The 14,930-nt window shown below is 47.6% G+C and carries 14 protein-coding genes; 3 read left to right on the top strand and 11 right to left on the bottom strand.

Going from position 1 to position 14,930, the window contains the following annotated elements; genetic code table 11:
- Window positions 1-85: 85 nt before the first annotated feature.
- Window positions 86-811, top strand: coding sequence for a nuclease-related domain-containing protein (locus KNO66_RS13045; protein ID WP_214742878.1), 726 nt, complete (start codon window positions 86-88; stop codon window positions 809-811).
- Between the two features lie 41 nt (window positions 812-852).
- On the opposite strand, the gene KNO66_RS13040 is transcribed toward KNO66_RS13045, so the two are convergent.
- The 11 genes from KNO66_RS13040 to recX form a co-directional block, all read right to left on the bottom strand.
- Window positions 853-1,923, bottom strand: a complete 1,071-nt coding sequence (locus tag KNO66_RS13040; RefSeq protein WP_214742877.1) for an ABC transporter substrate-binding protein — start codon at window positions 1,921-1,923, stop codon at window positions 853-855.
- On the bottom strand, window positions 1,920-2,714 hold the full coding sequence (locus KNO66_RS13035) for an ABC transporter permease (RefSeq protein ID WP_074037704.1): 795 nt from the start codon (window positions 2,712-2,714) through the stop codon (window positions 1,920-1,922). Before KNO66_RS13035 ends, KNO66_RS13040 begins: the two co-directional genes overlap by 4 nt.
- On the bottom strand, window positions 2,711-3,532 hold the full coding sequence (locus tag KNO66_RS13030) for an ABC transporter permease (RefSeq protein ID WP_214742876.1): 822 nt from the start codon (window positions 3,530-3,532) through the stop codon (window positions 2,711-2,713). The genes KNO66_RS13035 and KNO66_RS13030 overlap by 4 nt, the downstream gene beginning before the upstream one ends.
- Entirely contained in the window at window positions 3,519-4,625 is a 1,107-nt protein-coding gene (locus KNO66_RS13025; RefSeq protein ID WP_214742875.1) for an ABC transporter ATP-binding protein, read from the bottom strand. Before KNO66_RS13025 ends, KNO66_RS13030 begins: the two co-directional genes overlap by 14 nt.
- A gap of 21 nt (window positions 4,626-4,646) precedes the next feature.
- Window positions 4,647-5,186 (bottom strand): helix-turn-helix domain-containing protein, encoded by a 540-nt coding sequence (locus tag KNO66_RS13020; protein WP_214742874.1) that lies wholly within the window; start codon window positions 5,184-5,186, stop codon window positions 4,647-4,649.
- A gap of 151 nt (window positions 5,187-5,337) precedes the next feature.
- Window positions 5,338-5,607 (bottom strand): YfhJ family protein, encoded by a 270-nt coding sequence (locus KNO66_RS13015; RefSeq protein ID WP_214742873.1) that lies wholly within the window; start codon window positions 5,605-5,607, stop codon window positions 5,338-5,340.
- The gene (locus KNO66_RS13010; protein WP_214742872.1) at window positions 5,604-5,918 is read right to left on the bottom strand and encodes a YfhH family protein; all 315 of its coding nucleotides are present in this window, start codon (window positions 5,916-5,918) and stop codon (window positions 5,604-5,606) included. Before KNO66_RS13010 ends, KNO66_RS13015 begins: the two co-directional genes overlap by 4 nt.
- A gap of 164 nt (window positions 5,919-6,082) precedes the next feature.
- Window positions 6,083-8,128 (bottom strand): ABC transporter ATP-binding protein, encoded by a 2,046-nt coding sequence (locus KNO66_RS13005; RefSeq protein WP_214742871.1) that lies wholly within the window; start codon window positions 8,126-8,128, stop codon window positions 6,083-6,085.
- Between the two features lie 22 nt (window positions 8,129-8,150).
- Window positions 8,151-9,875: an ABC transporter ATP-binding protein gene (locus KNO66_RS13000; protein ID WP_214742870.1), complete on the bottom strand. Its 1,725-nt coding sequence runs from the start codon at window positions 9,873-9,875 to the stop codon at window positions 8,151-8,153.
- 320 nt (window positions 9,876-10,195) lie between these two features.
- Window positions 10,196-11,836: an L-lactate permease gene (locus tag KNO66_RS12995; RefSeq protein WP_214742869.1), complete on the bottom strand. Its 1,641-nt coding sequence runs from the start codon at window positions 11,834-11,836 to the stop codon at window positions 10,196-10,198.
- Window positions 11,837-11,884: 48 nt separating this feature from the next.
- Entirely contained in the window at window positions 11,885-12,697 is an 813-nt protein-coding gene (gene recX, locus KNO66_RS12990; protein ID WP_214742868.1) for a recombination regulator RecX, read from the bottom strand.
- Window positions 12,698-12,843: 146 nt separating this feature from the next.
- On the opposite strand from recX, the gene KNO66_RS12985 reads away from it, so the two are divergent.
- Together KNO66_RS12985 and KNO66_RS12980 are read left to right on the top strand one after the other, a co-directional pair.
- Window positions 12,844-13,752: a TIGR01777 family oxidoreductase gene (locus KNO66_RS12985; protein ID WP_214742867.1), complete on the top strand. Its 909-nt coding sequence runs from the start codon at window positions 12,844-12,846 to the stop codon at window positions 13,750-13,752.
- Window positions 13,753-13,764: 12 nt separating this feature from the next.
- The gene (locus KNO66_RS12980; RefSeq protein WP_214742866.1) at window positions 13,765-14,919 is read left to right on the top strand and encodes an amidohydrolase; all 1,155 of its coding nucleotides are present in this window, start codon (window positions 13,765-13,767) and stop codon (window positions 14,917-14,919) included.
- The last annotated feature ends 11 nt before the right edge of the window (window positions 14,920-14,930 follow it).

The raw sequence follows: 14,930 nt of genomic DNA, 5'->3' as shown, positions 1-14,930 counted from the left end.
GAAAAAAACGATTATCCCCATTGCTAAAAAATTACATATTATATACGTTTCTTTTTTGTATAGTAGATAAAAAGGGAGGGATTCGATGGCTTCATTGCTAACAGAATGGTTAGAAAGTATTTTGGTTATTTTAATCAGCATATTTGCACCCATTTTTTTAATCCTCACACTCATCATCGTCTATAAGATCAAACGTTATCAAAACAGTCAGTATGCCCAACAAACTCGGCACTCCTACTTCAAAGTGGTCCAGGATACCGGTCTATTCGGAGAATATTTATGCGTGGCAGAAATCGAGTCAAAATTCTTTCAACCCCTGATTTTGACGAACCTCTATTTGCCACATCCATCGAAACAAGGTCGCACAACAGAAATTGACGTCGTCTTCATCAATCAGGCTGGCGTTCATGTCATCGAATCCAAAAATTATAGTGGATGGATATTCGGTCGGGCACGTGACCAATATTGGACACAGACCCTCCCTCGTCGAAAAAAGCATCGCTTCTTCAATCCGATCAAACAAAATGAATTGCATCTTAAAGCCATCGAGCAAGTGCTTGGACTAGACCGTACACACCTCCATTCCTGGATTGTGTTCAGCAACCGCTCGACGCTCAAACAAATCGAATCACCTGATGTTCCTGTCCTGAATCGGCAACAATGGGCTAAACAGCTGATCACCTATCAGGATTTCGTCTTTGATCATGATGAACAATTACGACTATACGAAGTACTCACTTCCTTCACGCAAGTCGATGCAGCTGTCACCTTGAAACATATCGAAGACATCAAATCGACGATCAAGCAGTAAACAAACATCCCCGCACTCATCATGAACGCGGGGATGTTTCGTCATTTACTCTGCATTTTAAAGCGTAAATACAATTCGTTATAGTAAGCGTTCATACGCTTCCCGAGGTTTTCGTACACTTCAAGATCTTGTGTCACTTCACGAGACGGATAGAACCGCTCGTCTGACGTCACTTCTTCATCCAAGAACTCAAGTGCTGCCTCGTTCGGAGTCGAATATCCAACGTAATCCGTGTTACGTGCTGCGATTTCAGCATCTAACATGAAGTCGATGAACTGATGCGCCCCGTCCACGTTTTGTGCCGTATTCGGAATGACAAGGTTATCGAACCATAGATTCGTCCCCTCTTCCGGGATGACATACGTCAGTTCTTCATTCTCATACATGATTTCCGACGCATCCCCAGACCAGACGACGGCTGCCGCCGCTTCACGGTTCGCCATCAACATTTTGATCTCGTCTCCGACGATGGCCTTAATGTTTGGCCAAAGCGTCGTTAACTTTTCTTCCGCCTCAATCAACTCATCTTTGTTCGTCGTATTGAGGGAGTACCCGAGCGAGTTCAAGCCGAAGCCCATCACTTCTCGAGTCCCGTCCGCAAGAAGGATATCGTTTTTAAGGGGCATCTCCCATAAGTCGTTCCACGAGGTGATCTCACCGTCGACTAGTTCGGGATTATAGACAATCCCGACCGTTCCCCAGAAATAAGGGACTGAGTACTTGTTACCAGGGTCGAACGATTTATCGAGAAAACGAGGGTCGATGTTGTCGAAATTCTCAAGTTTGTCGTAATCGATCGGGAGAAGCAAGTTCTCTTCTCTCATCTTGCTGATTGCATAATCGGATGGGACGGCGACATCAAAGGCCGTACCACCTTGCTCAATTTTCGTGAGCATCGCTTCGTTCGAATCGAATGTTTGGTAAACGACCTTCAACCCGCTCTGCTCTTCGAACTCCCCAATCAAGTCTTCATCGATGTAGTCTCCCCAGTTATAGACGACAAGCGTGTTGTCGCCACCGAAGCCTTGTGCGGCATTCAACTGCTGAATCCAAAGAAGAAGACCGAAGCTGACAATTAAAGGGACAGCCAGCATGATGACTAGTTTTTTCATCGTCTAACCTCCTTTGATCCTCGTTGTGCCAACACATAATAACCGATGACAAGAATGAGCGTAAAGACGAACAAGATGGCAGATAACGCATTGATTTCAAGCGAGATGCCTTGACGTGCCCGTGAATAAACTTCTACAGCGAGCGTCGTAAATCCGTTCCCCGTCACGAAGAACGTCACCGCAAAATCATCTAAGGAGTATGTGAGTGCCGTGAAGAATCCGGCAAATACACCTGGCGTGATATATGGCAAAATGACTTTCGTCAATACGTCCCACGTACTCGCACCTAGGTCACGTGAGGCATCAATCAACGTCGGACTCATCTCTTGGAGTTTCGGTAACACCAAGATGACGACAATCGGAACCGAGAAGGCGATGTGCGACAAGAGGACCGAATAAAAGCCTAACTGAATCCCGAGCATCGTGAAGAGAATCAAAAATGATGCCCCGATGATAACGTCCGGACTGACGATCAAGACGTTGTTCAATGATAAGAGGGATGTCTTCGTATATTTTTGTTTCGCCGTATAAATGGCGAGCGCCCCGATGACGCCAAGCACGGTCGAAATGGTCGCCGAGAGTAGCGCAATGACGATTGTGTTCAAGACGATAACGAGAAGTCTCGTATCCGTGAAGAGCGACTTGTACCATTCAAGGGTGAAGCCTTCGAAGTTACTCATCGTTCCACCACTATTGAACGAGTAGAACACCAAGTAAAGAATTGGCGCATATAGAATAAAGAAGACGGCCGCCAAATATAGGTTTGATAGTTTGAATCGTTTGCGTTTCATCGACGCACCGCTCCTTTCGCACCCCAGTCACGCGTGATGACCATGACGAGAACCATCGCCAAGATTAAGAAGACGGCAATCGTGGATCCCATCCCCCAGTTTTGCGTAACGAGGAATTGTTGTTCAATCGCTGTCCCGAGCGTGATGACACGGTTTCCAGCAATCAGGCGTGTGATCATGAAGAGCGACAACGCCGGAATAAAGACGATTTGAATTCCCGACTTGACGCCGTCAAGCGTTAACGGGAAAATGACGCGTCGGAACGTCGTCCAGTTTGATGCACCTAAGTCTCGTGACGCATAAACGAGTGATGGCGGCAACTTCTCGATCGCGTTATAGATTGGCAAAATCATGAACGGGATGAAGATGTATACCGAGACGAAAACGAAACTGAAGTCCGTGAAGAGGATCTGTTTCGTACCAATTCCAATTGCCTCTAAAAACTGATTCGTAATCCCGTACGTTCCAAAAATACCAAGGAACGCATACGCTTTTAACAATAGGTTAATCCAAGACGGCAGCAAGATGAGCAAGAGCCAAAGCTGTTTATGCTTCGTCTTTGTCAACAAGTAAGCCGTCGGATACCCGACAAGTAGCGAGAAGAACGTAATGAGGAACGCGTACCAAAACGAAGACAGCGTCATCGTTAAATACGTCGACGTGAAGAACGTTTGATAGTTCTCTAAACTCAAGTTCCCTTCGATATCAAAGAAAGAATAATAGACGACGAGAAAGAGTGGTGCGATGACGAACAAGGCGATCCAAATCCAATAGGTCGTCAAATATACCGTCTTTGCGGTCTGATTAGTTTGATTCATGAGGGACCTCCTCATAGGATTCGAGACGACGATCGAACTCTTCTTCCGTCTCCCCTAAACGCATGACGTGAATGGCTTCTTCATCAAACGTCAATCCGATTTTCGATCCGACAATCGATTTCTTCGTCGAATGGACAAGCCATTCGTTCCCTTCTTGGTCGTAACAGCAAATCTCGTAATGAACACCTCGGAACAATTGAGAATCGACGTCGACGACAAGTTTCGCCGCATCGATCGATGTCATCTCCAAGTCTTCTGGGCGAATGATGACCTCGACTTTTTCATTGCGGTCGAACCCTTGGTCGACACAGTCGAACGTTTTACCAGCGAACGTGACGACGTTGTCTTCTGGCATGACACCCGGAACGATATTTGATTCTCCGATAAAGTCGGCGACGAAACGGTTGATCGGTTCGTCATAAATATCAGTCGGTGTCCCGCTTTGAACAATTTTTCCGTTGTTCATGACGAAAATCTCATCCGACATGGCGAGTGCTTCTTCTTGGTCGTGTGTGACGAAGATGAATGTGATGCCAAGGCGTTGCTGTAACTCACGAAGTTCATACTGCATTTCTGTCCGTAGTTTTAAGTCTAAGGCAGAAAGGGGTTCGTCGAGGAGGATGACTTCCGGCTCGTTCACGATTGCACGGGCGATGGCGACTCGTTGGCGCTGCCCTCCGGACATCTCATCGATTTCACGTGAGCCATATCCTTCTAAGTTGACAAATTTGAGGGCTTGTTCCACTTTCGCTTTCACGTCTGCCTCTTTTAACTTTTTAATCCGGAGACCGAACGCGACATTCTCAAATACGTTTAAATGAGGAAACAGCGCATAGTCTTGGAACACGGTATTCACTTGTCGTTTGTTGGCCGGCACATCGTTGATTCGTTTACCACTGAAGTGAATATCCCCTTCAGTTGCATCGGTAAATCCGGCGATCAATCGTAAAATCGTTGTCTTCCCACATCCCGATGGACCGAGAAGCGTATAAAACTTTCCACGCTCAATCTCAAAACTGATATCTTCTAGAACGACGGTATCGTCGTATCGCTTAGACACACGGTCAAAGCGAATCATTGTCTCTGCATTCATGCTGTTTCCTCCTCTATTGACTTATAAATACGAATGGGTCGCTACAATGAGGCATTCACTCTCACCGTCATTGTCGTTGACGAGCTGATGTGAATCCGAGGCGACATAATACATCGTTTCCCCTGCCTTGGCGAAATACGTGTGATTCCCTAATTTGAGAGCCACTTTACCAGATAAGACGTATACGAGTGTCTCTGAACGGGAAGGTTCATATTGTTTAAATTCACCATGTTTGAAGAACGTGACGAGAATCGGTTCCATCTCTTTTTCATTCGATTCTGGAATGAGCCATTCCGTCCGATATTTCCGTTCTTCATCTGTATACGTGGTGCGATCGTCGACCGTGTATACGACTTTTTGATTCAAGTCTTCATCGAAGAACTCTTTCGGAGAACTTCCAAGAACACTTAATAAATCAAATAACGTCTCGAGTGAAGGGGAGCTTAAATCCCGTTCGATTTGAGAAATATATCCCTTACTCAAATCCGTGCGCTCCGCCAACTCTTCTTGGGTCAATCCTTTTTTAATCCGGAGTCGCTTAATGTTTTGACCTACTTCCAACGACTGAACGCCTCCTTCTAGTTTAGTGAAACATGAGTTCAACTAAAGAAAGTTTATCTATACTATACTTAAAAGCAAACTATTAGCGACCTTCATTATAACGAACTGAATGAGAATTGCAAATAAAAAATCACGTCGCACCGGACGTGATTCAATGTAAATTTCGTTTTGACATCAAGTGCTTAAACTTCTCGTTTTTTGTTTGGAACAAATGGAGCTGTGCACCGTATGCATCAATCTGTTGAATGACGTACTGGAACGCCTTCGCCTCCCCTGGATACGGTTCGCCTGCCTTGGCGAGTGATGTCTCAAAATCTTCCCATAGCACTTCGACCCATGTGATGGCTTCCGTATCGTTCAATACGTCATTTTTCTCTTTTAAAATGGCCGCGAGTCGCTCATACTGTTCGTTTCGATTCATCGTTTCACCTCCGACAGTTCAGAGAGGGGGATGGCCCGTTCTGTCATGTCCCCTTCAAACGTCCCCCAGCCCATGACACCGTTGACGAATTTTAAACGGAACGGTTGATTATTGTAGTTGACGACATATGTTTCACCAGGACGGAACGATGTCGGGTCGATCAAATAGCTTTCGGCAATCGCAATCCGTCGAAGGACGACTTCGATTTCACTGACCATGCCCATTTGTTCAGCCTTCCGTTTCCGTTCGTGTAATGCTTGAATCTCTTGCTCTAACTCATATTTCGATAAGTCACTTAAGCGCTTTTCCATTTCGTTCACCTCGATGTAAGCGTATCAGATTTTGCATAAAAAGAAAAAGGCGAGACTGAGTATATTACTCAGTTCGCCTTGAAGTTGTGTGATGGTTAGATTGTTCGGTTGATACTAGACGATGAACGAATCGATGTCGACTAGATTTCCTACCTATAACCGTTTTAACTGATTGCTTGTTGCTTACTTTGTAACTCGTGCATTCGAGCGTAAACACCACCGAATTCGATGAGCGACTGGTGATTGCCTCGCTCGATGATTCGACCGTGGTCGAGGACGAGAATCTGATCCGCTTCCCGAATGGTCGAGAGACGGTGGGCGATGACAAACGTCGTTCGACCGTACGTGAGGGTTTTGAGTGCCTCTTGAATCAATGCCTCCGTCTCCGAGTCGACACTCGCTGTCGCCTCATCGAGGACGAGGATCGCTGGGTCAAAGACGAGGGCGCGGGCGAAACTGATCAACTGACGTTCCCCACTCGAGAGAGAAGCTCCACGCTCAATCACCGGCTCATCAATACCTTTTGGCAGCTGCTTCACGAAACGATCCGCCCCGACGGCTGTGAGTGCTTTCCACACTTGTTCATCCGTGATTGTCTCATCGCCAAGTGTGACGTTCGTGCGAATCGTTCCCGTGAATAGGAACGGGTCTTGTAAGACGATCCCGAGATGGTCTCGCACCGCCTGCGTCGGTAGTTTCGTCACGTCCATGCCATCAATCCGAAGAACTCCGGCAGATGGATCGTAGAAGCGCATGAGCAAGTTCATGATTGAACTCTTCCCACTCCCCGTATGTCCAACGAGTGCGACCGTCTCACCAGGAGCGGCATGGAGCTCAATCTGTTGCAATACCGGCTTACCGGCTTCATAACTGAAAGTCACATCATCAAAGACGACTTCCCCTTTAAAGCGCGGAAGACGTTCTGACGAGACCGGCTCCCCTTTCTCGTCGAGCAGTTGGAACATCCGGTCGGCCGAGACAAGCGCCTGTTGGAGTGGCGACAATTGGTTCATGATTTGTGTCACAGGCTCAAAAATTCGCGAGACGTAATCGATATACGCATACAAAATCCCAAGCGTCAGTACACTACCCGTCCCGAGCGTTTGCGCCCCGACAAACCAGATGAGTAAAGCGAGCGCCATGTTCCGGAAGAAGTTGACGAGGTTATGACTCATCAATGCATCCAATTTCAACAACTTTCGTCTCGTTTGAAAGTTGTCACTGTTTTTCTCGTTAAACTCGTCGTAAACGAGGTCTTCACGGACGTACGATTGAATGATTGGCATCGTTTGAATGCTCTCGTTCAACTGCGCGTTCATATCCGCAACGAGAGCACGGACACGGAAGTTATTCTCCGTCGAGAAACGTTGGAACAACTTGATCCAGACGATAACGACCGGAATGATAATGAGCGAGACGAGTCCTAGACGCACATCTAGGAAGAACATCGCAATCAATACCCCGATCATCATGACGACACTTTGGAAGACGCGAGCGAGAACCCCTAAATATAGGTCTCGAATCGTCTCCGTGTCATTCGTGACACGACTGACAATTTTCCCGATTGGGGTTTGATCAAAATAGCGGACCGGAATGGTTTGCAAATGCTTCATCACGTCAAGGCGCATTGTTTTCACGATACTATGCGCCGATCGTTGTAAGAGCATCTGTTGTCCCCAGTTCAATCCGGCGGCGAGTAGCAATAGAACGACATAAAGTCCCGATAAGAGAAGCACCGCTCGCAAGTCCGTCTGATAAAACTGGAACACATCGGTCGACGAGAGCGAGACAATATTTTCATACGTCGCCGACTCGTCACCTCTTGTAATCGTCAGCACGTCTCCTTCGACGTCTCGGACCCCTCCGCTCATAACCGCATCGGGAACGAGATAGTACCCATCGGTCGTCTGAACGATTGAGACGGGCTGAATCACGTCCTGTCCATCGAGTCTTGTTTCTTTCTCATATGAGTCCCCATCAAAGGAAACACTGCCGCCAGATTCAACTTGAACCCAGTCACGTTCGATGGCGACGATATGCTCATCGATAATGATTTTGGCGATATACGGTCCGGCAAGTTCTGCACCGACCGCTAAAAAGAGTAATGTCAATCCGAGGAAGATCGAACGTTTCACTTGCTTGGCATACCCAACGAGTGAACGGATCGTTTTCTTCCGACGGACTGGATCTAATTCATATTGATCGATCATGAGAGATTCCCCCTTTCCCGGATTACTCCGACTCTCCTTGTCGAATAAATTGTTCATAATACCAACCTTGGCGTTCCATCAGTTGGTCATGAGTACCGCGCTCGGTGACTCGTCCATCTTGAAGGACGAGGATTTGATCGGCATGCGCCACGGCAGAAAGACGGTGTGCGACGATAAAGGTCGTCTTCGCCTCACGACTCGTGCGAACGGAATCGATAATGCGCGATTCTGTCTTCGCATCGACTGCCGAGAGTGAATCGTCAAGAAGCAGAATCTCAGGATTTTTGAGTAGCGCTCGTGCAATCGACAGACGTTGCTTTTGTCCACCCGATAGCATGACCCCTTGCTCCCCGACAACGGTATCGAGCCCGTTCTCCAAGTGTTCGATGTCCGTATCAAACGCAGCGAGGTGAATCGCCGTCTCGAGCGCTTCATCCGATACATCGTCTACGCCGAAACGAATGTTATCGCGAACCGTTTTCGAGAACAGGAGATGCTCTTGCGAGACATACCCACTCCATCCGCGAACCGTTTCAAGTTTAATGTCCGAAATCGGAACCCCGTTCACGAGAAGCGAATCGTCAATCGGATACTCCCGAAGTAACTGACGGAGTAACGTCGTCTTGCCGGCCCCGGTCGGTCCAACGACCCCAATCGTTTCACCACGTGAGACGTGTAGGACGATGTCTTCTAACGAATCACGATTCGCATTCGGATAACGGAATGAGAGTGATTTAAATGTGATTTTCTCAGGAACGTCGATGTGCAACGTACCCGTAGAGGATACGTCTGGCACCTCATTCATCGTCGATTCAATTCGTTCCAAGCTTGCCGTTCCGCGTTGGACGACGTTGATGAGTTCCCCGAAGGCATACATCGGCCAAATGAGCATCCCTAAATAAATGTTGAACGAGACGAGTTGACCGAGCGTAATGTCGTTCGTAAAGACGAGGTACGTCCCAAACGAAAGACCAATCAAATAGCTGAGTCCAACGAGCAACTTGATAACCGGTTCAAACAAGACGTCAATTTTTGCGACGTGCATATTTTTCTCCAACACATCATCTGTGATGTCATCAAATTTTTTCGTATCCGCCTCTTCTTGGACGAATGAACGTACGACTCGAAGACCGGAGATGGATTCGACGACTTGGTCGTTCATCACTCCGAACGAATCCTGGGCTGCCGTAAAGCGCGTATGAATCTGGCTACCAAGTTTATTCATCGACCAAGCGAGAATTGGCATCGGCAAAAGTGCCGCAAGCGTCAACTTCCAATCGATGAACACGCCCATGATCGTCAATGCGATGAGCGTCATGTTGAACGAGTCGACCAATGTCATGACCCCAAATCCCGCTGTCCGCTCCACCGCTTTCAAGTCATTCGTCGCAAGTGCCATCAAGTCACCCGTACGATGCTGCTGATAAAAGCGCGGTGTCTGTTTGAGGAGGTGACCGAAGAAGCGACCTCTCAATTTCTTTTCAAGTAAAAAGGCTGTCCCGAAGAGTCGGGCAATCCACAAGTACGACATCACGTACGACAACACCATGATGCCGAGTAACGATGACACGATTAAAATCAATCGTTCTGTCGTCAAACTTCCTTCACGAATCGCATCAATCGCCCGTCCTATAATCCAAGGTGGTAGCATGTCTACAACCCCTGTGATGATCAGTAAGATGATCGCAATCACATACGTCCGTTTCTGTCTTTTAATAAACCAATCCAATTGTTTAATCAGTTTCATGACTGATTTCCCCCTTCCGCCCAATCCATCCGAACACGCAAAAAAGCGCACTCCACCTGATTGTGCAACCAATCAAATGAAGCGCGCTTGAAGTAGTCTTCAGTCTTTTGCATGGTCAGGGAAAGGACACTACCCCTATCCAGCTGCCAAAGTCACGCAGTCAAATACGAGTAGCCATATGATGTTTTGAGTGTGTTTGTAAGTACAATGTTGTTCATCATTCTGGCTCCTCTCGTTTCATTGTTTTAAAATCTACTCAAACCTTAGCAGACTGTTCTGAAAATTGTCAACATTATTTTGTAAAAAAATTGTAACTTGATTTAGTTTAAGAAAAACATGCCCAAAACGAGACCAATGACCCCTGTTGCCGTGACGTAATAAATCATCGGCATGAGCGTGTATCGAATGATGGTCCCCTCTTTACCGAGCAGTCCCGCAACGGAAGCCACCGCTACGACGTTCAACACACAGATCATGTTCCCTGCGTTCGCCCCTGCCATCTGCATCGATAAGGCGAGTGTCTCGTTAAGTCCGACAGACTCTGCTACGTTTGTCGTTAAACTTGAAAACATCATGTTTGAGAAGGTCGCCGATCCCGAGACGAAGGCACCGAGCGCCCCGATCCACGGTGCGACAAGCGGCCATACCCCACCGAACGTATCAGCAGCTGCCGTTGCAAGTTCGACCGGCATAGACTCAAGTCCGGCACCACCATTTTCGGAGTGGATGAAGATACGGACCATTGGAACAGAAGCCGCTAACGTGATTGCTGTGCCGACGACTCCAAGCGTCGTCGACTTAAAGACCGACGTCACTTGTGACCAACTCATGTTGTGTAGGAAGAATGTGACGATGATGGTCAATATAAACATGAATCCTGGTGAATAGAACGGTTCCCAAGAAGTTGAGATTCCTTCGACACCTAGTATGTTCTGAAGGTCGATGCGGACGCTGCGTGTTAACTCGTTTAAAAACGGAACAATACGCGTTAAAATCAAGAAAACAGTTAGAATAAGGTAAGGTGCCCACGCTTTCCATTGAGGTAGTTCACGAGGGTTGGATTTCGAGGTCGTTTTTTCAGCTGAAGGTTCTACTTCATCCGCATATCCATCGAACGTCCATACGCGCTTCGGCATGAAGATTCCTTTACGAGCCATTGCGACGAGGATGACGAGACCCGTTAGTCCACCAAGCATCCCACCGAATTCAAATCCGAGGATGAGTGTCCAAATGTACGCAGGCACGCTGTACAATAGCGCGGCCACGATTGCGATTGGAAATACTTCGAGTGCCGGTTTAATCGACTTCTCCTTACTGAAGAAACGGGTTAACATCAAAATCAAAATAAATGGAATGAATAGACCGACCACCATATCGATCAATACAGTCTGCAAGACGACATCTGTAATAAACTCAATCGACTCGGGCTGGTTCACGTCGAGCGAAAGACCATTCCCGATCCCGATGAGTGCCGGTGTCCCGACCGCACCGAATGTGACGGCTGATACGTCCGCAGACAGTGCGATGACGACAGCGGCAATCGGTGGAAAACCGAGCGCCATCAAGAGCGGTGCCGCAACCGTCGCCGGTGTACCAAACCCTGAAGCCCCTTCAATGAATGAAACGAACAGCCAACCTACAATCAGAACTTGAATACGCGGGTCGGGTGTGATGTTGACGAATCCAGAGCGAATCGCATTCATCCCGCCCCCTTCTTTCATCGTATTCATCATCCCAATCGCACCATAGACAATCCATACTGTCGTCACGGCGATGACGAGTCCTTGTAGCGTCGCCGCCATGATTCGAGTCGCATCCAATTGCCAAACGAAGAATGCTAAAATCGCCGTCGTCACGAGTGACAAGGGCATGGCTACTGATGCAGGTAAACGCATAATGACCAATAAGATGAGCACGGCCACAATCGGTGTTAGTGCTGTAATCCATTCAAAAATCGTCATTGTAGAACCACCTTTTCGTGTTTTCCCCTACCGTAAACAGATGTCCCATCACGATTCTTCTTCAACGAGTCTCTCTAACGTACGTTCAATCACATCATACGGAAATCCTTTGCGCCGAAGCTGCATCTTCATGCGCTGCTTGCGCTCGAACGCATCATACCCGCTGAACTTCCGATTCAACTTTTCAGCCTGCTTCAGACATGCCGCAATCTCGACATCCTCGTCCTCTTCTTCCCAAAAAGTTTGAATCGCCTCTGAAATAATATCAAAGGTAAACCCCCTTTGCATCAGGGTTTGTTGAATTCTTTGTTGCACTTCTGTGGCAGAACGGCGATTTGTTTCCATTTGTTTCCGTTTTATGAACTTTCCGGCCTTCTCAACGCGTTCTTCGTGCGTGATTGACGACAATACCGATTCGATGACGTCTGGTGAAATCTGGAGTTGCTCCAGTTCCCGTTTGATTTTGATCGGTCCACTCGGACTCGTATTGAATTTCGTTTGAACGTACGCTTTCGCGAATTCGGCATCATTCAAGTAACGCTGCTCTTTCAGTCGCGTGATGGCATGTTTGATCGCCGATTCGCTCAACTCCTTCTTCACAAGGTAGTCGCGTACCTCTGAGATGGCGCGCATTCGATACGATAAATAATTGATGGCTAACTTATAGGCCTTCTGAGCTTCCTCCGCCTCAAGGACGTCTTGAACAAAATCGTCTTCGAGCTCCATTCCTTTTGTGAGCCCATACTTGATGAACACATCAACATCGATGGCGAACGCAAACTCTTCTTTCCCCTCACGCTCAATGAAGACGTTCAGTCGATCTTGATTCTTTTTTTGGGTCGTGAACTTCGCAATTTTCATAACGACTCCCCTCCATTCCATGTTTCTAACATATCACGTTCAAGAAACGTAAAGGATTTTTGATAAGTTAGAAGAAAGGGTATTCATATTGGATATACTGACTTATACCCATTTTAGAAACAACACATGATATCGGAGGGAATTTCATGAAAATCGCAATCACTGGTGGGACCGGACTCATCGGTCAACCACTCGTCCGTGCATTAGCCGATGCCGGGCATCAAGTCGTCGTATTGACGCGTCATCCACGCCCTCGTCATCGCGGGGTGTCCTTTATCGAATGGTTGACACCGAATAGTAAACCAGAGGAAGAACTCGAGGGAACGGACGCGTTCATCCATTTGGCCGGTGCTTCTATCAACGACGGACGATGGACCCATAAACAAAAACAAGCCATCCTTCAAAGCCGGATTGAGGGAACGAAAGAAGTCGTCCGGATCATTCAACAGTTGAAACAAAAACCACAGGTCGTCGTCAGTGGTTCGGCCATCGGTATTTACGGTGAAGACCGCTCCATTACCTATTCAGAAGAAACGCCATTACCGACACGGACCAATTTCCTCGGTAATGTGTGTGTCCTTTGGGAACAGGAAGCAGAACCGATACGTGACTTAGGCGTTCGTCTCGTGACGATGCGTACCGGTGTCGTCTTATCCAATGATGGTGGCGCCTTCCCACTCATGAAACTTCCCTATCAATTCGGGGTCGGTGGTAAAATTGGGTCAGGTAAGCAGTGGGTCCCGTGGATTCATTTAGATGATCTCGTTCGCTTGTTCGTACACGTCATCGAAACCGATTCCATTGAAGGTCCCGTCAACGGAACCGCACCTACACCCGTCACGATGAATGAATTCGGAAAGACAATTGCGAAAGTCATGCATCGTCCTCATTGGATCCCGGCACCTGCTCCAATGATGGAGCTTGTCCTTGGTGAAAAAAGTGTCATCGTCCTAGAAGGGGCGAAAGTCGTTCCAACGAAGGCATTGCAACATGGATTTGAATTCCGATACGAAACGCTTGAACCTGCGCTCACACAACTATTACACGAAGCTTAAGGAGAATGAAGATTGAGTCACTTACTTATTCGAAACGCCCATATTTACCCGATCACCGCATCACATTTTTATGGAGACCTTCGTGTCCGCGATGGAAAAATTGTCGAAATGGCCGAATTGCTCGAACCACTGGATGGAGAGCACGTGATCGAGGCAGAAGGAAACTTTTTATTCCCCGGTTTCATCGATGCCCATACCCATCTTGGTTTATACGATGAAGGGACAGGGTCTGTCGGGAACGATGCGAACGAAACGGTCGAGGCGATGACCCCACATGCCCGTGCGATCGATGGCGTGTATCCACTTGACGAAGGGTTTGAGGAAGCACTGATGGCAGGTGTGACCGCTGTCCAGGTCATGCCTGGAAGTATGAATGTCATCGGTGGTGTGACTAGCGTCATCAAAACTCACGGTCGCTACATTGACGATATGATCGTCCGTCGTCATGCCGGACTGAAGATGGCACTCGGCGAAAACCCGAAACGCATTCATAGCATGGGGAAAACAGGAGACCTGACACGAATGGGGATCATGGGGTTGTTGCGTGAAGCGTTCCGAACTGTCGGATCGACGAAAACAATCGGAACGTTTGGTAGCCAAATGATTCAACTCGCTCTCGACCGCGAAATGCCGATTCGCGTACATGCGCACCGTGCAGACGATATTCTTTCTGTCGTCCGTTTCGCGCATGAGTTCAACCTTGACTACCGAATCGAACATTGTACGGAAGGGCATCTCGTTGCAGAAAAGTTACAGGAACTCGGTGTGAAACATGTCACCGTTGGCCCGACATTTACACGCAAGTCAAAAATCGAGTTACAAAATAAGACGTGGGAAACTTATCGGATTCTTCATGAGCATGGCATGTCCGTCTCCATTACGACCGACCATCCGTATACACCTGTCCAGTACTTAAATTTGTGTGCCGGACTTGCGGCACGTGAAGGGTTACCTGTCGATGTCGCGTTACGAGGAATCACAATCAATCCAGCAGAGTCACTCGGTGTTGAAGATCGGATAGGATCTCTCGAAGTCGGAAAAGACGCCGATCTCGTGCTGTGGAGTCATTTCCCACTCGACTACTTATCCAAGCCGATTATGACGATTGTGAACGGTGAAATTGTCTATAAAACAGACCGCGCTGAATCACATCACGAGGTCGAATAATTTTCATTATT

The sequence above is a fragment of the Exiguobacterium sp. s48 genome, from assembly GCF_018617395.1.
Lineage (GTDB): Bacteria > Bacillota > Bacilli > Exiguobacteriales > Exiguobacteriaceae > Exiguobacterium.
The sequence above is the reverse complement of the archived record's forward strand: the minus strand, read 5'-3'. Positions and strand labels throughout refer to the sequence as shown.